The organism is Longimicrobium sp. (assembly GCF_036399935.1).
Taxonomy (GTDB): Bacteria; Gemmatimonadota; Gemmatimonadetes; order Longimicrobiales; family Longimicrobiaceae; genus Longimicrobium.
In genome coordinates this window covers 39,502-54,490 of record NZ_DASWMD010000042.1, presented here as the reverse complement: position 1 = coordinate 54,490, position 14,989 = coordinate 39,502, and the positions used below count along the sequence as shown (strand labels likewise).

15 protein-coding genes are annotated in these 14,989 nt (G+C 70.2%); 7 read left to right on the top strand and 8 right to left on the bottom strand.

Features of this window, described 5'->3' with window-relative positions:
- The 7 genes from VGB24_RS13490 to VGB24_RS13460 all read right to left on the bottom strand — a co-directional run.
- Nucleotides 1-995 (bottom strand): hypothetical protein (locus VGB24_RS13490; protein WP_331073469.1); only part of this gene is annotated, 995 nt, incomplete at its 3' end.
- A gap of 260 nt (nt 996-1,255) precedes the next feature.
- Nucleotides 1,256-2,746, bottom strand: a complete 1,491-nt coding sequence (locus tag VGB24_RS13485; RefSeq protein ID WP_331073468.1) for a CHAT domain-containing protein — start codon at nt 2,744-2,746, stop codon at nt 1,256-1,258.
- Nucleotides 2,747-3,063: 317 nt separating this feature from the next.
- A complete protein-coding gene (locus VGB24_RS13480) occupies nt 3,064-4,047 on the bottom strand; it encodes an SRPBCC family protein (RefSeq protein WP_331073467.1) in 984 nt (327 codons plus the stop codon).
- Between the two features lie 3 nt (nt 4,048-4,050).
- On the bottom strand, nt 4,051-4,404 hold the full coding sequence (locus VGB24_RS13475) for a metalloregulator ArsR/SmtB family transcription factor (RefSeq protein WP_331073466.1): 354 nt from the start codon (nt 4,402-4,404) through the stop codon (nt 4,051-4,053).
- Between the two features lie 109 nt (nt 4,405-4,513).
- Nucleotides 4,514-6,043, bottom strand: a complete 1,530-nt coding sequence (locus VGB24_RS13470) for a hypothetical protein (protein ID WP_331073465.1) — start codon at nt 6,041-6,043, stop codon at nt 4,514-4,516.
- Nucleotides 6,040-6,963: an ABC transporter ATP-binding protein gene (locus VGB24_RS13465; protein ID WP_331073464.1), complete on the bottom strand. Its 924-nt coding sequence runs from the start codon at nt 6,961-6,963 to the stop codon at nt 6,040-6,042. The genes VGB24_RS13470 and VGB24_RS13465 overlap by 4 nt, the downstream gene beginning before the upstream one ends.
- A 35-nt stretch (nt 6,964-6,998) precedes the next feature.
- Complete coding sequence (locus VGB24_RS13460) at nt 6,999-7,388, bottom strand: GntR family transcriptional regulator (protein WP_331073463.1); 390 nt, start codon at nt 7,386-7,388, stop codon at nt 6,999-7,001.
- A 194-nt stretch (nt 7,389-7,582) separates the two neighbouring features.
- Between VGB24_RS13460 and VGB24_RS13455 the strand changes: the two genes are divergently transcribed.
- From VGB24_RS13455 to VGB24_RS13425, 7 genes are read left to right on the top strand one after another with little or no spacing between them, the layout of a single operon-like run.
- Nucleotides 7,583-9,259, top strand: a complete 1,677-nt coding sequence (locus VGB24_RS13455) for an AAA family ATPase (RefSeq protein ID WP_331073462.1) — start codon at nt 7,583-7,585, stop codon at nt 9,257-9,259.
- Nucleotides 9,260-9,268: 9 nt separating this feature from the next.
- The gene (locus VGB24_RS13450) at nt 9,269-9,727 is read left to right on the top strand and encodes a hypothetical protein (RefSeq protein WP_331073461.1); all 459 of its coding nucleotides are present in this window, start codon (nt 9,269-9,271) and stop codon (nt 9,725-9,727) included.
- Nucleotides 9,724-9,966, top strand: coding sequence for a DUF2997 domain-containing protein (locus VGB24_RS13445; RefSeq protein WP_331073460.1), 243 nt, complete (start codon nt 9,724-9,726; stop codon nt 9,964-9,966). The genes VGB24_RS13450 and VGB24_RS13445 overlap by 4 nt, the downstream gene beginning before the upstream one ends.
- Before the next feature lie 3 nt (nt 9,967-9,969).
- Nucleotides 9,970-10,767, top strand: a complete 798-nt coding sequence (locus tag VGB24_RS13440) for a ComEA family DNA-binding protein (protein ID WP_331073459.1) — start codon at nt 9,970-9,972, stop codon at nt 10,765-10,767.
- Between the two features lie 21 nt (nt 10,768-10,788).
- Nucleotides 10,789-11,475: a ComEA family DNA-binding protein gene (locus tag VGB24_RS13435; protein WP_331073458.1), complete on the top strand. Its 687-nt coding sequence runs from the start codon at nt 10,789-10,791 to the stop codon at nt 11,473-11,475.
- Nucleotide 11,476: 1 nt separating this feature from the next.
- A complete protein-coding gene (locus VGB24_RS13430; protein ID WP_331073457.1) occupies nt 11,477-12,103 on the top strand; it encodes a 4Fe-4S single cluster domain-containing protein in 627 nt (208 codons plus the stop codon).
- Between the two features lie 38 nt (nt 12,104-12,141).
- Nucleotides 12,142-12,411 carry a DUF3303 domain-containing protein gene (locus tag VGB24_RS13425; protein WP_331073456.1) on the top strand — a complete coding sequence of 90 codons (270 nt, stop codon included), beginning with the start codon at nt 12,142-12,144 and terminating at the stop codon, nt 12,409-12,411.
- Between the two features lie 615 nt (nt 12,412-13,026).
- Here VGB24_RS13425 and VGB24_RS13420 read toward each other — a convergent pair.
- Nucleotides 13,027-14,856: a peptidylprolyl isomerase gene (locus VGB24_RS13420; RefSeq protein ID WP_331073455.1), complete on the bottom strand. Its 1,830-nt coding sequence runs from the start codon at nt 14,854-14,856 to the stop codon at nt 13,027-13,029.
- Nucleotides 14,857-14,989 lie beyond the last annotated feature (133 nt).

The window sequence follows — 14,989 nt, the reverse complement described above, 5'->3', positions numbered from 1 at the left end:
GTCTGGGCGAGGGGCGCGATCAGCCCGTGCAGCGAGCCGGCGCTGGGGAACGCACGCTCGTGAAGCACCTCGCCCAGCCGCCAGCCGAAGATGATCATTCCCACGTAGCCGGCCCAGACGAAGAAGCCCGCCATCCGCTCGTTCATCCCCGACGCGCGCAGGCTGCCCACCACGCGGCCCTGGCGCTCGCCCTGCTCGCGGACCACGCGCACGCGCTCCGCGTGGCCGGCCTCCCACTCCGCGAGGGCGGGGCCGGCCTTTTCACGGCGGGCGACCTCCCGCGACACCAGGGCGTCTTCGGCGGAGGTGCGCACCGCCTCCGTGGCCACGACGTTGTCGGCGAGCGTCTGCGAGAGCGCCGCCTCGGCACGGATGCGCTCCTGGATCTGGCGGACCGGGAATCCCTGCCGCAGGGCCGTCAGCCGGGCGTACGCGGGGAGCAGCCGTTCCCGCGCGGCGTGTACGGCGGCCGCCCCCGGTTCGCGATGCGTCTGGAGTGCCTCGATGCGTGCCCTGACCTCCGGCTCGTCCACCCGGTCCTGCCGCCGTTCCTCGGCGAGGGCGTCGAGCCTGGCGCGCAGCCCCGTCTCGCGCAGGAAGTACTCTACGCGTGTGGCATCGACCGCGGTGTCCTGCATCCTGCGCAGGCGCTGCAGCATCTCGTCGGGGTTGCCCGTGCCGGTGTAGCCGGACCAGAAGAGGGAGTCCAGGATTCCGTCCCAATCGGGAGGCTGAATCACCTCGGCCTCGGCTGCCGCGGCGGGGCTCGCGTTCTGCCTGAAGCCGGAGATCCGCAGCTTGAACGGCCACCGCAGCCACAGCTTCGGGGCGGAGGCGGCGGGGGCAGCCGATTCCGCGGCGCCCGTGTCTTCAGGCTGGTCGGCGGGGCGGAAGATGGAGGTGATCCACCGTACGAGGTTCTGGAGCACTACGCTGTCCTTTGCCGGTGGGGTGATGAACGCGCCGATCACCAGGATCGGTGGGGTGACGGGCATGAGCGAGGGGCAACGGAAAGGTCCGCGAGTGCCGCCGCTCCGGCTCACGTGCCATTCGTCGGGCACGCGCGGCAGAATTCCCCGCGCGGGTTCCGGGGCGCGCGCGTGTGATTTCGAGAGGGGGGGATCGGCTGGATAGCGGCGGGTTCGGCCCGGCCACCCCTGCAGCCGGGTCCACGAAAAAAGGCCGGCGCAGACAGCGCCGGCCATGATGCACGGGAAAGTCGGGCGCTACCCCGTGAGAGGGGTACGCGGTGCCGTCAGCTGCGTTCCAGGGCGGCCAGGCTGGCTTGGGCGGCGGGGGAGCCGGCCCGCGCGGCCCGGCGATACCAGCGCGCAGCTTCCGCACGATTGGGGGCAACTCCCCAGCCGTTCTGGTACAGCACGCCCAGGCTGTTCATGGCTTCGGCGGAACCCGCGTCCGCGGCCTTTCGGTACCAGGCCAGCGCGTAGCGGTAGTTCTTCGCCTCTTCGTTCAGCCGGCCGATGGCGTGCATGGCCCGGGGCGAGCCCGCATCCGCCGCGCGCTGGAACCAGCCCAGCGCCTGGTTGGGATCGCGCTGCCCATGCACACCCTCGGCGTACATCAGCCCCACGTCGACCATCGCTTCCACCGATCCCTCATCCACCGCTTTCAGGTACCAGGCGAGGGCCAGTGAATCGTGGCGGCTCGTACGGGGCCTCTGGCGGTACAGCCGCGCCAGGTTCCGCATGGCCTCCACGTCGTTCTGCTCGGTGGCGGCTGCCTCGTACCAGTGCTGGGCCCAGCGGTAGCTCTGCGCCACCCCGGCTCCTTCCTCGTAGGCCTGCCCGTAGGCGTTCATGCCGCGCGCATCGCGCTTTTCTGCCGCCTCCTCCAGCCAATGCGCCGCGAGTTCCGGCGTGCGCTCCGTACCCTCCCCGCGAAGGTATGCGATTCCCAGGTACCCCATGGCCTCGGCGTTCCCTGCCTCTGCCGCGCGCTTGAAGAACGGAAGGGCGCCTGCGTGGTTCCCCCCGCGTTGAAGTTCGAGCGCCGTGGCCAAGGCCTCCACGGGCGGGGTCATCAGCGAAACAACGGGGGGCGGCGATTCCTCGGACCCAGTCAGGACCTGCGTCATCCCCAGGAGCGCGACGAGCAGCGCGGCACCTGCAGCGATTCGCCGCCTGGGCACGGGGGTGGGCTTCCTGACCAGAAACAGCTGCGCGGGATCGACACCGTCCCCCGTCTCCAGTTCCGGACGCACCGCGTCAAGGTCGTGCGCACCGATGGCCGAACATGCCTTGTCGTACGCGCCCTGTACCGACTCCCCGAACGCGATCGCCCGGTAGAACTCGGCGTTGAAGGCGATTGCCGCCTCGTCCGCGATCGTGGTGGGCGTGCCGATCGCGCAGCCCACGATGTCGGCGATTAGCTTGGCGTGGGGGCCGGTAGAGCAGGCGCTCAGGACGACGACACGAATATCGTCCCGGAACCCGGTGAACAGTTTCTGGAGGTCGTCCGCGCTCACCCAGTGCGGCGTATGTCCGTCCTCACCCACGAGCATCAACCCGCCCCCGCCGCCGTGCCCGCTGAAGTGCACGACCTGCGGCTTCGTCTCATACAGCGCCTGCACTACGTCGTCGAGCCGAGCCGCCGTACGCGAGTCGAACTGCAGAACGCCGCGGTACTTGGCCGCGCGGACTTTTGTGCGGATGTTGCGCAGGTCCTCGTCCAACGCAAGGGTACGCGTCGGGTCGGCGGACAGGAAGACGACGGGGACTTTCTTCATTATGGCCTGCCTTATGAGAGACGGACGAACCAGATAAATCGGAGCGGCGGAGCCGTGTGCGGCCGGGGTGGCCGCAGCAGCGGGGAGCGCACCGAGACGGACGCGTTATGAGGGTGGAAGGTGCTGCAACCCGCGGTTTTATGCAAGCAGGGGCGAACGCGGCCAGCTACGGCTGCGCCTTGACGGCGACGCACAACTCCCGCGCTGGCGATTCGATACGCCAGGCGGGAGCTTGGATGGGGCTGGCGGGGAGCGCGGGGGGTGAGCGGATTCCGCCACCCCGAAGCGCCCCCGGTCTGACTCCGCGAGGAACGTCCTCAGACCGGAGCGGCCGCGAGCACCTCGCTCTCCAGTCGGGCGTAGCTCCGTTCCATGCCGTCCGTCATCCCGGTGCCGAGCACCATGTCGCGCACCTCGGCGCTCGGGTAGGCGATCAGGAGCGTCATCAGCGTTCCCCCTTCGACGGCTGTCAGCGTCATTTCGTTGACGGCGCCCGGGCCTTCCATCCCGATCATCCGCTCGGTGGTCACGGAGCGATGGGGCGGCTCCGATTCCAGCAGTTCTCCCTCGAAGCCGAAGCGCTGCGAGCCATCCACCGCCTCCCACTCGTACCGGTACGCGTCCCCGACGGCCGACGCCACCTCGCACACCGGCATCGTCCACCCATCCGGCCCCAGCAGCCAGATCTTCAGGAGCTCGGGATCGTGGTGCGCGCGCCACACCTGGTCCACCGTCCCGCGGATGACGCGGCTGATGCGAACCCGGGTGTCGTCCAGGATCTGTGCGTCCGTGGCGCGGCCCGCCGCGAACGATGCGAGGTCGGCGAGCACGTTGTCCATTTGCCCGAGCGCCGACTGCATCCCGTCGATCAGCCCCATCGCCATCAGTTGCTCCATCGCCTCGATGCTGGGGAAATGCGTGACGCCCGTGAACCGGGAGCCGCCGGCGGTCTGCTCGAACGTGAAGATCATGCGCATGACCGGCATCGACTCGTCGATCCGGCCATCCTGGTGTGCGAAGCCGTCATCGACCTCGATCTTTCGCCCCGGCTCGATCGTCACGAAGCGGAACCAGGCGTGCGCCGTGGTACCGTCCGGCCCCGTCATGTAGTACTGGGACCAGCCGCCGACGGCCATGTCGTGGCGGGTGAAGGTGGCGGGCCACGTGGGCGGGCCCCAGAACTTTTCCAGTTGGCGGGGATCCGCCCAGGCGTCCCACAGCCGCTCCAGCGGCACCGGGTAGTCACCGGTCACCGTCAGGGTGAGCGTCTCGGGATTGGAGGTAACGGACGTAATCGGCATGGCTCACTCCGGGGTGGTGGTGGGATCGGCGAGTACCGCATCGAGCTGGCTGAAGCGCGCCCTCCACAGCCCCTCCAGGTGGGCGAGCAGCTCGCGCGCTCGGCCGATGCGGTCAGGGTTGCCGCGGACGATGCGTTCGCGGCCCTGCGGTTGCTTGGTCACCAGTCCAGCTGCCTCCAGCGCGGCAACGTGCTTCTGGACCGCCGCGAACGACATGTTGTACCGCGCCGCGAGGGCGGAGACCGACAGGGGCTCCCCGGCCATCAGGCGCGCGACGATGTCGCGGCGCGTCGCATCGGCGAGCGCGCGGAAAAGGCGGTCCAGGTCCGCATCGCTGAGTGGGTGACGTACAACCATATGGTTGTATATAATCGCGCGGATCGCCGCACGCAAGCATCTCGCGCGGCCCACCTCGCCAGGACAACCCGCCGCAGCCCCGGGCGAAGGGCCCGCGGCTGCGTCCGCGTCAGGGCGATTGTTGTTGGATCGCGATGGGATAGCTGCCCAGCGGCACCCATTCCAGCACGACCAGACGGGCCCCGTCGAGCCAGCCAGCCTCGACGCGGATCTCCCGAGCCAGGGTTATCTCCGGCTCGAACACGGTCGTGCTCACCTGGGTGCTCGGCCCTGGCAACACCAGGCCACCGCCACTGCCATGGCTGCGGCCCTGGTTCATGATGATGCCTTCCCCGCGGGATCGGTTCACCAGGACGTGATCAGCGGGGCCAAATCCGGACCGGCGCTCCGACCCCGAACCGGCGCTCCTGGACGCGGCAACCGATGACGCTTGCACCTCGACGGACGGACCTTGGGCTAGGACCTCGGCCCTGGTTACCCGCATTCGCAGGCCCTGCCTGGCCGCTGCGACGCCCGCGACGAGCGGCAGATCGATCTTCACGCGCGGCTCCCGCACCTCGACGCGCCCCCGCAAGGACAGCCGCGCACGGCCCTGCTCCAGCGCCCGGCGCTGGGCCAGGGTAACCTTCAGCGTCACGCTCCTGCCGATCTCCGTCGCCGGATCCGGGCCGTTCACCCATCGAATCCCTTCCATTGGCACGGCGGCATGGCCGAGTCCAATGAAAGAGTCGTCCAGGCGCACGGGGGCGGAAGAACCATCATCCATGCGCAACTCCACGACCGGCGACACCAGCACGTAGTCGTGAACGGGCGACAATCCTTTTGCGCGGAATATCACAGTCGGCTCCGCGCCGGAATGAAACTGCACCTCGTCGATGTTGATTGTCGCGCCCCGCAGCGGCCCCGGCACAACGCCCGCCGCCGCGAGTTCCGCCGAAGAGCTGGAACGCAGGGCAACCACCAGAAGCAGCAGGCCTGCCGTCCACAGGAGTACACCGGCCGCTACGCCCCTGCGCACCCGCCGCGTGAGGTATTGATGCGCCAGCAGCAGGACCATGCAGCACAGTTCAGCCACCGGTATCAGGAGGGATGAAGGGCGGGGGTACGAGAAGTCGTGCAACGACCAGATGACCTGCGCACCGACGAACGACGCCAGCGTGGTGAGCGTAAGCGCCAGCAGAAACGTGCGAAGGTCGGGAGCCAGTGCCGCGATCACGGCCGCCGTGCCCAGCCAGCTGCCGAACGAAAGTGCCGAGTGGCCCAGCAGCCGGGGCAGATCACCGGCGGCAACGGCGTGCGCCGACAGCGCGGCGGCCTGGCCCACGAGCGCCAGCCCGAGCACCACCAGCACGCCGACGACGAGCTTCGCCGTGAGCACTGCCGAGGGGTGCAGCGGCAGGGTGACCCAGAACGGGGTGCTCCTGGCCGGTGAATCGGCCTGCACCAGCACCGCCAGCAGCACCATCCCCAGCACCACGATCGCGAACATCCACAGCAGAGGATGGCCCGCACCGAAGGTGCTCCACCGCATCGCTATGGTAGTCGCCGCCGCCACCGCCGCGGCGTAGGCCGCGATCATCCACCGAAACTGCCGGACGTCCTTACGAACCACGTGGGCCACCTGCGCGTGCCACTTCATGAGGCCACCTCTTCGGTCCGCGTTTCGGCGTTGCCCCTGGCCAGGGCCACGAAGATCTCTCGCAGCGACGCCTCCCGCACCTCGATGCGCGCCGGCTCCGGAAACCAGCGCCGGAGATCATTCCCCGCGTCGCCGCCCCGTTCCGCGCCGGAGAGAAGGAAGCTGATCCGCGGCCCGGCCCGCTCCACCGAGAGCCATTCCGCGGGAAAGGCGGCCGGCGCCACCGCGCCGCTGCGCGTCACCACGTCCACCCGCTTCAGCCGCTCGCGCAGCGTGTCCATGGGCACCGAGAGCGTCAGCCGGCCCCCGTCCAGAAACCCCACCCAATCCGCCAGCGCCTCCAGCTCGCCGATGTCGTGCGACGAGATCACGATCGTGCATCCCTCGTCGCCGGCGGACTGCAGCAGTCCGCGGACGAGCTCGTCCTTCACCATCACGTCCATCCCCGTGAACGGCTCGTCCAGGAGCAGAAGGCGCGGGCGCGGGGCGAGGGCGCAGAGCACGGCCGCCTTGATCCGCTGCCCGCGGGAGAGGGTGCGGATCTTCTGGTCCGGCTCCAGCCCGAAGCGGCTGCGCAGGTCGGCCGCCAGCGAGGGGTCCCACCGCGGGTAGAGCGGGGCCAGGTACGCTTCCAGCTGGCGCAGCGTCATCCACCCGGGCAGGGGCTGCCCCTCGGCGACGTAGGTGATGGCGCCGCGCTCCTCCACGCTCAGCCGCGAAGCGTCCTTGCCGAACAGGGCCACGCTGCCGGAGGTGGGCCGGCGGATGCCCATCAGGATCTGCAGGAGCGTGGTCTTTCCCGCCCCGTTCGGGCCCAGCAGGGCGTAGAGCGCGCCCTCGGGCACCTCCAGATCCACGTCCAGCAGCGCGTTCCGCCGGCCATATCGATGCGAAAGGCCTCGTGCTTCAACGATCCCCATAGACTGGCTCCTCCGGTTCACCCGCGTTTCCGCCATCAACCTGGCCCGTCCATTCCGGGCACGCCGCCGAACAGGGCCGCCCACCGGGTGGATACCGCGTTCAGTACGTCCGCCTCGTCCAGCCCCAGCCGTTTCGCCTCGACCACCAGGTGCTCCACGGCATCGGAAAGCAGGAGACGCCGTTCCTCGGAAGACGACCCCCGCGCCTGGGCGACGACGGTGCCGATTCCCGGAAGCACTTCCAGGATCCCGTCGCGAACCAGCTGCGCCACCACCTTGTGCGCCGTGTTGGGGTTGATCTTCAGCGCCTGGCTCAGCTCCCGCACGGAAGGAAAGGACGCGCCGGCCAGCAGCTCGCCCGCCACCACGGCCCGCGTGGCCGCGTAGACGATCTGCTTGTAGGGCGATTCACCCGGTCTGAGCACGACCTCGAACGGAAGCATAGGCGTACTATGCGTCCTAGTACACCTGACGTCAAGCATCATGATTTCGGCCCGGCCAGTCGCGCGGGCAGGAGCCGCCGCGGGGGTGGCACTGGACGGAAGCGCGCCCGCTCGCGACATTGGTTTCCCGCCCACCGGGATTCCGGGGCGCACTCATCCCGCACCGCCACGGCCGGATGCACGACTTTTCCACCGACTTCGCCAACCTGCTGAAGGCCCGCTTTCCGTTTCTCTATGTCCCCACGTGGGAAGAGGAGCGGGTGGTGTCGGTCATCCGCCAGGTTGCGGGCGACGCGCAGAGGATCCGCACGCCCCGCCGCGTGTTCACGTGGACGGAAACGCAGGGGCTGCGCTCCGACGGGTGGAGCGCGCCGGAGGGGACGGAAGACCTGCTGCAGGCGCTGGACGTCATCGAGGACTTCGTGGAGCCCTCGGTGTTCGTGCTCCACGACGCGCACCCCTACTTCGGCAGCGAGCAGCGGGGGTGCGACCACAAGGTGGTGCGCAAGCTGCGCGACCTGGCGCCGGTGCTCAAGGGCGGGCAGGCGCCGCGCAGCGTGGTCTTCGTGTCGCCCACGCTGCACCTGCCCATGGAGCTGCAGAAGGACGTCACCGTGCTGGAGTTCGTGCTCCCCACGGCCGACGAGATCCGCACGGTGCTCGACGGGATCATCCAGGCCAACCAGGGGAGCGGGCGCATCACCATCGACCTGCCGCCGCAGGACGCGGAGCGGTTGGTGAAGGCCGCCGTGGGGCTCACGCTGCACGAGGCGGAGAACGCCTTCGCGCGCGCCATGGTGGGCGACGGGCGGCTGGACGCGCGCGACGTGGAAACGGTGCTGGAGGAAAAGCGGCAGACCATCCGCAAGAGCGAAATCCTGGAGTTCATCGCCAGCGACCTTGACATCGCCGACGTGGGTGGGCTGGAGAACCTCAAGCGGTGGCTGCAGAAGCGGAACAGCGCCTGGATGGACGAGGCGCGCGACTACGGCCTGCCTTCGCCCAAGGGCGTGCTGATCACCGGCGTTCCCGGGTGCGGAAAGAGCCTGCTGGCCAAGTCCATCGGCTCGGCGTGGCAGCTGCCGCTGCTGCGCCTGGACGTGGGCCGCGTGTTCAGCGGGCTGCTGGGGAGCAGCGAGCAGAACATGCGCACGGCCATCGCCACCGCCGAGGCCATCGCCCCCTCCATCCTGTGGATCGACGAGATCGAGAAGGGGTTCGGCAGCGCGGGCGACATGGACGGCGGCACCTCGACGCGCATCTTCGGCTCGTTCCTCACCTGGATGCAGGAAAAGACCAAGCCGGTGTTCGTGATCGCCACCGCCAACAACATCAACTCGCTCCCGCCGGAGCTGCTGCGCAAGGGGCGCTTCGACGAGATCTTCTTCGTCGATCTGCCGACGCGGACTGAGCGCAAGCAGATCTTTTCCGTGCACCTGGCGAAGCGCCTGAAGAACCGCGCGGTGCTGGGCGACTTCAGAATCGACGACCGGACGTGCGAGTACCTGTCGGGCCTCACGGAAGGCTTCGTGGGCGCGGAGATCGAGCAGGCGGTGATCGCGGCGCTCTTCGAGGCGTTCTCCGAGCGGCGCGCCATCCGCATGGCCGACTTCGAGTGGGTGATCAAGAACACGGTGCCGCTCTCCGTCACGCAGGCGGAGCAGATCCGCGCCATCCGCGCCTGGGCCTCCATCCGCGCCGTGGCCGCCACGCCGCGCGAGGGCCGGGCCGAGTACCAGGTGGCGGGCGACTCGCCGAACGACGGCGGGCCGACCCCGCCCGCCCCCGGGGCCGCGCCCGCGCCCCCGGCCGACATCAGCGAAGCGCGCGGCGGCCGCGCGGTGGACTTCTGAGAGGACGCCATGGGTGTTTCGCTCCTGCTGATCCCCATCATCATCGCCGCCGCCGACGCCATGCCGCGCCTCTTCGAGGACAGCGGCGAGGGCACCGACCGCGTGCTTCGCCTTCCCACGCGCATCAAGGACGCGGAGCTGCTGCGCGCGGCGCTCCACGACTACGGCTGCCAGTCGGTGGAAGAGCAGGGCAACGTGCACAGCGTGATCGAGGGCGGGCGCATCGTCTTTCAGCCCGGCGAGGAGGGGCGGCACGACGCCGTGTTCGTCGGCACCGTGACGGAGGTGCAGGCACGGGCGTTCGTGGACGCGGTGGAGCACGAGTACGCGCGGCTGGTGCAGGCGCGCGTGTACGAGCGGCTGAAGCAGAAGGCCGCCCAGCGGGGGATGAAGCTGGAGCGAGAGCGGGTGGACGCGGACGGGTCCGTGGTGCTGCGCTACGCCATGCCGGTGAGGGCGGGCCGATGAGCGAGGCGTTCACCGTTCGCATCTTTCCCGACGGCACCGTGCAGGCCGAGGTGCACGGCGCCAGGGGAAAGCGCTGCACCGACTACATCGCCATCCTCGAGGAGCTGCTGGAGGCCGAGACCGCCGACTCGGCGTACACGGCGGAGTACCAGCAGGCCGAGCACGTGCGGGCCGACGACGTGCACGCGGACGACGTCCGCGCCGACGAGGTGCGCCGGCGCCAGGTGCGGGGGGGCTGAGCCATGCCCGTCACGAACCGCGGAACAAAGTGGGAGTGGGGCCACTCGTGGTGGACCCTGCTGCCCCTGCTGAGCTTCGGCCTCCTCTCCGGCCCCGCGTTCCTGTACGCCGGCAGAAAGACGCGCACCCGCAAGTGGGTGATCGCCGGCTTCGTCTACCTGCTGAGCTGGGTAGCGCTCGGGGTCCTGCCCACCAAGCCGAAGACGCCGCCCGCCGGTGCGCCTCCCCCCGCGGTGGCGGAGCCCGCGTCGCCCATCCCGTACAGTGAAACGTCGAACAGCGTGATCGGCGGGATCTTCATGACGCTGTGGCTCGCCTCGATCATCCACGCGGTGTGGGTGCGCAACGAATACCTGCGGCGGCTGGATGCCGTGCACGGCGCCGACCCGTACGCCCACCTGCGCCGCGAGGTGGCGGCCGAAACCGAGTTCCAGGGCGTTCCCGCGCCGCCGTGGGCTCCGTTCGAGGGCGGCCCGCCTCCGCCACCGCCCGCACCGGCGCTTCCGCCACGCCCCGTCGCGCCGCTGCACGCCGAGCCGGCATCTGCCCCGGTAGACCTGAACAACGCGGCGGAAGGCGAGATGGCGGCGCTCCCCGGGATCGGCCCGGTGCTGGCGCGGCGGGCCGCGGAGGAGCGGCGGATGCGTGGCGGGTTCGGCTCGCTGGAAGAGTTCGGCGAGGTGCTGGCGCTGAAGCCGCACATCCTGGAGCGCCTCCGTCCGCGCGTGGTGCTGGGTCCGCCGCCGCCGCCCTCCATGCCGCCGGCACCGGGCGCGGGGCGCCGCGTGGTGGACTTCTGATCCTTGGCAGGTTGAACCGAGATGGCGATCACGAGACGCGGGACGGGGTGGGAACTGCTGGCCTCCTGGTGGGTGCTGCTGCCGCTGGGCAGCCTGGGGATGCTCGCCTGGGCGGGGTTCCTGTACGCCGGGGTAAGGACGCGGAACCGGCCCTGGATCATCGCGGCGGTGGTCTATTTCGCCGCGTTCGTCTACGCTCTCACGCTGGATGGCAGCAACACGGCGGGTTTCATACTCATCGGCATCTGGGTGGCCGGCACCGTGCACGCCTTCGTCGCGCGCCCGGAGTTCCTGATCCGCCTGGACGTAGAATTGTCGGGCGACGCGGCGCGCAGCTCGCCGGCACCGCGCACGACCCGCGTCGTGCCGGTAGACGCCACCCACACTCCGCTGGCGCCTCCCGCCGCACCCAAGCCTCCCGCCCCGCGGGTTCCCGCGCCGCCCCCCGGGCCCGCATCCCAAGCTGCCGCACCCGTGGACCTGAACGCCGCGCCCGAGGCCGCGGTCGCCGCGCTCCCGGGGATCGGACCCATCCTGGCGCAACGCGCCATGCAGCTGCGCGAGGCGCGGGGCGGATTCGCGTCGGTGGATGACTTCGGGGACGCGCTGGACCTGAAGCCGCACATCCTGGAGCGCATCCGGGCCCTCGCCTTCACCACGCCCCGTGCGGCCCCGCCGCGTCCGACGGGCCGCCGGGTGGACTACTGACGTGCAGCTGCGCATCGCCCGCTTCCTTGCACAGACACGCGTGGAGGGGCCCGGCGAACGCGCGTGCATCTGGGTGCAGGGATGTCCCATCCGCTGTGCCGGGTGCGCGGTGCCGTGGACCTGGCCGGAGGACGGCGGCCAGGCGATTTCGGTGGAAGACCTGGCCCGGCGCGTCCTGGACGGGCCGCCGGTGGAGGGCGTCACCTTCGCGGGCGGCGAACCCTTCGCGCAAGCGGGGCCGCTGGCGCAGTTGGCTGCCCTGCTCCGCGCGGAGGGCCTTTCCGTGCTCACCTACAGCGGCTACACCCTCGAAACGCTCCGGCGCGGCGCCCGGGCAGACTGGAACGCGCTGCTCAGCGCGACGGACCTCCTGGTGGACGGCCCCTTCCTCGCGGCCCGCACCGGCGGGGCGGCGGGGCTGGCCGGCTCCAGCAACCAGCGCCTCCACTTCCTCACACCGCGGTACGCCCACCTGCGCGAGGAACTGCAGTTCGATCCGCAGCGGATCGAGGTACGGCTGGGCGCGGACGGCGAGATCCTGGTGAACGGCGTGGTGTCTCCCGATGCGCTGGAGGCGATGCTGGACGGCCTCGCCTGCGTGGAGCCGTCCTCCCGCGGGCGCCGCTGAAGCAACCGGCCTGCATCCACGCAGACATGGGAGGACGGATGCTCTACATGGTGCTGGAGGACTTCCGGGGTGATCCCGACCCCGTCTACCGGCGGTTCCGCGACCGCGGCCGGCTTGCGCCCGAGGGATTGAGATACGTCAGCAGCTGGGTGACGCCGGACCTGCAGCGGTGCTTCCAGGTGATGGAGTGCGACCGCCGCGAGCTGCTGGACGAGTGGATCGACCAGTGGAAGGACCTGGTGGATTTCGAGGTGATCCCCGTGCTCACGTCCGCCGATGCGGCCGCGCTGATGGCGCCGAGGCTGTAGCCCAATCCGCCTCGCGGGGGCTAGGAGAACTTCGCTCGGGGTTCGAACGGCTGCCGGTGCATGCCTTGAGAGCCCCCTCCCCCCCGGCCCCCGTCCCCCGCTGCGCAGGGGAGGGGGAGACCTGAACTGCGCTCCGGCTGAATTTGACGCAAGCCGCGGCCGCCCCGCTCTCCCAACCTCTCCCCATGAATCCCATGGGGAGAGGAGAATTCGAGTGCGCTCAGGCTGGCCTGGTGCGCCGGACTGGCTCCCTTCCCCCGCGCAGTTTGCGGGGGAAGGGTTGGGGATGGGGGGCGCCGGGGTTGAGCACCGAGCCCATCGATGTGCCTCCGATCCTGCAGTGTACCCCCTCTCCCACGCTGTTTGTGGGAGAGGGTGGCACGCGCGTCAGCGCGGCCGGGTGAGGGCCCCACGGCAGCCGAGGCCTCGGCTGCCGTGACCGCTGCCGCGCCCAGGCTGAGAAGTGCCCCAGGCAAGATCCTTCGGCCCGCGAGGGACGGCGGGCGGGCGAGCTCGGCGCGCCTGGGCCTCCGGATGACAGGGGCCTGGCGCGCGAAAGAAAAGCCCCGCCCCGGAACTCCGGGGCGGGGCTTCTTCCGACCGAGCGGAAGCGGATCAGGCGGCGCTCTGACCCAGCAGCTTCTCGCGGTTGTCCTTGATCTCGGCGTTGTCGCGGGCGTTGCGCAGCCACTGCATGAACAGCTCCTGCTGCATCGCCTGCGCAGACTGCTGGCGCTGCGCCGCCTTCTGCGCGTCGAACTGCGCGCGGTCGGCCTCGGTGCGCTCGAACGGGCGGATCAGGAACAGGCCGGTCTCGGTCCAGGCCACGGGGCCCACCTGGCCCACCGGCGTTCCGAACGCCACGCCGATCGCCGTGTTGGCCTGCCCGAACACCGGGTTCCCCATCACCCGGCTGAACGGCCCCGTGCGCTGCACCGCCAGCCCGTTCGCCTGCGCCACCTGTTCCAGGCTCTGCCCGCCGCGAACCTGGGCCAGGATCTTGTTCGCCGCGCCCATCGCCGCCTCCATCCGCTTGTCGCGGATCAAGCGGTCACGGATGCGCGGCGTGGCCTGGGCCAGCGTCATCTTCCCGGCGCTGTAGTACTCGTCCAGCTGCACCAGGTACAGCGCCTGCGGCGACTCCAGCACCTCGCTGACGTTGCTGCCGTCGCCGGCCGCGATGTCCACCTGCGCCTGCTGCGCCCAGTTCAGCGCCTCCTGCGCCGGGCCCACCCCCGGAAGGAAGGCCGTTTCCGACGTCAGTTCCACGCTGTCGCGGAAGGTGATGCCCTGCACGCCCTGCGACGCCCGGCGCAGCCCCTGGCGCTCGGCGTTGGCCGCCACCGCCGCCAGCTGCTTCTCCAGCCGGTCGACCTCCTGCGGGTCCTTTTCGAAGCTCAGCAGGATGTGCCGCGCCTTCACCTGGTCGCCCGTGCGCTCCTGCACCTGGATCAGGTGCACGCCGAACTGGCTGACCACCGGCTGCGAGATCTCGTTCACCGGCAGCATGAAGGCCGCCGAATCGAACGAGGGCACCATCTGCCCGCGGCCGAACGTGCCCAGGTCGCCGCCCTGCTGCGCGCTCCCCGGGTCGTCGGACTCGCGGCGCGCCACCTCGGCGAAGTCGGCGCCGCCCGCCAGCTCCTGGCGAAGCTCCTGCGCCTGCCGGAGGGTGCCCGCGCGGTCGGCCTCGGTGATGGTCAGCGGAAGGTACGCCACCTTCAGCCGCGCGCCCTGCGGACGGGCGAAGTCGTCGCGGTGCTCGTCGTAGTAGCGGCGGATCTCCGCCTGCGTGACCGTGGGCACCGCGGGGGCCAGCTTTTCCAGCGGCAGCGCCACGTAGTCCACCGTCACCGTCTCGCTGCGGTCCTGAAAGGCGCGCCACAGCTCGGCGTCGCTCAGGAAGCGGCCGGCGGAAAGCTGGTTGATCAGCTTCTGGCGCGGCAGCGTCTCGCGGTAGTACTGCTCCAGCTGCGCGAAGATCTCGGGCGTCGCCCGGGCGCTGCCCAGGAACCCGCGGTACTTCTGCAGGTCGAACTGGCCGTTGGTCAGGAAGATCTCCTGGCGCGCCAGGTCCGGCTGCGGAAGGTTGCGGGCGGCCCACAGGATTTCCTGGTCCGTCACGCGAATGCGGCGGCGCGAAAGCTCCTGCCGAAGCAGGATCTCGGCGACCACCTGGTCCCAGGCCTGCTCGCGGATGGCGCGCTCCGTCTCGGGCGTGACCTCGTTGCCCTGCTGCTGCGCCTGCTGGATCAGCGCGTTGTACGCGTCGTTGTACGCCTGCGCCGTGATGGCCGAGCCGTTGACGCTGCCCACGGCGCCGGCCCGCCCGGCGGCGCCACCCATCACTTCCATGCCGATCTCGAGCACCATCCACAGGATGAAAGCGGGGATGATGAGGAAGACCAGGGCCTTGCCCACGTTGGAGCGGATGAACTGCATCATGTGGAAACGGACTCCGCGCTGGGATCCGAAGCGCCGGCTGGCGATTCGGCGTCTGAAGGTGCCGGGAAACCGCGTTTCATGCGGGAAAGCAAGCCGCCCAAAATAGTTGGAGCGCCGCGCCCACGCAACCCGG

Excerpts from the sequence above, each read along its gene's own strand:
- VGB24_RS13420 (WP_331073455.1), bottom strand. The coding sequence starts at position 14,856 with ATGATGCAGTTCATCCGCTCCAACGTGGGCAAGGCCCTGGTCTTCCTC.
- VGB24_RS13425 (WP_331073456.1), top strand. The coding sequence starts at position 12,142 with ATGCTCTACATGGTGCTGGAGGACTTCCGGGGTGATCCCGACCCCGTC.
- VGB24_RS13445 (WP_331073460.1), top strand. The coding sequence starts at position 9,724 with ATGAGCGAGGCGTTCACCGTTCGCATCTTTCCCGACGGCACCGTGCAG.
- VGB24_RS13440 (WP_331073459.1), top strand. The coding sequence starts at position 9,970 with ATGCCCGTCACGAACCGCGGAACAAAGTGGGAGTGGGGCCACTCGTGG.
- VGB24_RS13480 (WP_331073467.1), bottom strand. The coding sequence starts at position 4,047 with ATGCCGATTACGTCCGTTACCTCCAATCCCGAGACGCTCACCCTGACG.
- VGB24_RS13450 (WP_331073461.1), top strand. The coding sequence starts at position 9,269 with ATGGGTGTTTCGCTCCTGCTGATCCCCATCATCATCGCCGCCGCCGAC.
- VGB24_RS13455 (WP_331073462.1), top strand. The coding sequence starts at position 7,583 with ATGCACGACTTTTCCACCGACTTCGCCAACCTGCTGAAGGCCCGCTTT.
- VGB24_RS13485 (WP_331073468.1), bottom strand. The coding sequence starts at position 2,746 with ATGAAGAAAGTCCCCGTCGTCTTCCTGTCCGCCGACCCGACGCGTACC.
- VGB24_RS13475 (WP_331073466.1), bottom strand. The coding sequence starts at position 4,404 with ATGGTTGTACGTCACCCACTCAGCGATGCGGACCTGGACCGCCTTTTC.
- VGB24_RS13435 (WP_331073458.1), top strand. The coding sequence starts at position 10,789 with ATGGCGATCACGAGACGCGGGACGGGGTGGGAACTGCTGGCCTCCTGG.
- VGB24_RS13465 (WP_331073464.1), bottom strand. The coding sequence starts at position 6,963 with ATGGGGATCGTTGAAGCACGAGGCCTTTCGCATCGATATGGCCGGCGG.
- VGB24_RS13470 (WP_331073465.1), bottom strand. The coding sequence starts at position 6,043 with ATGAAGTGGCACGCGCAGGTGGCCCACGTGGTTCGTAAGGACGTCCGG.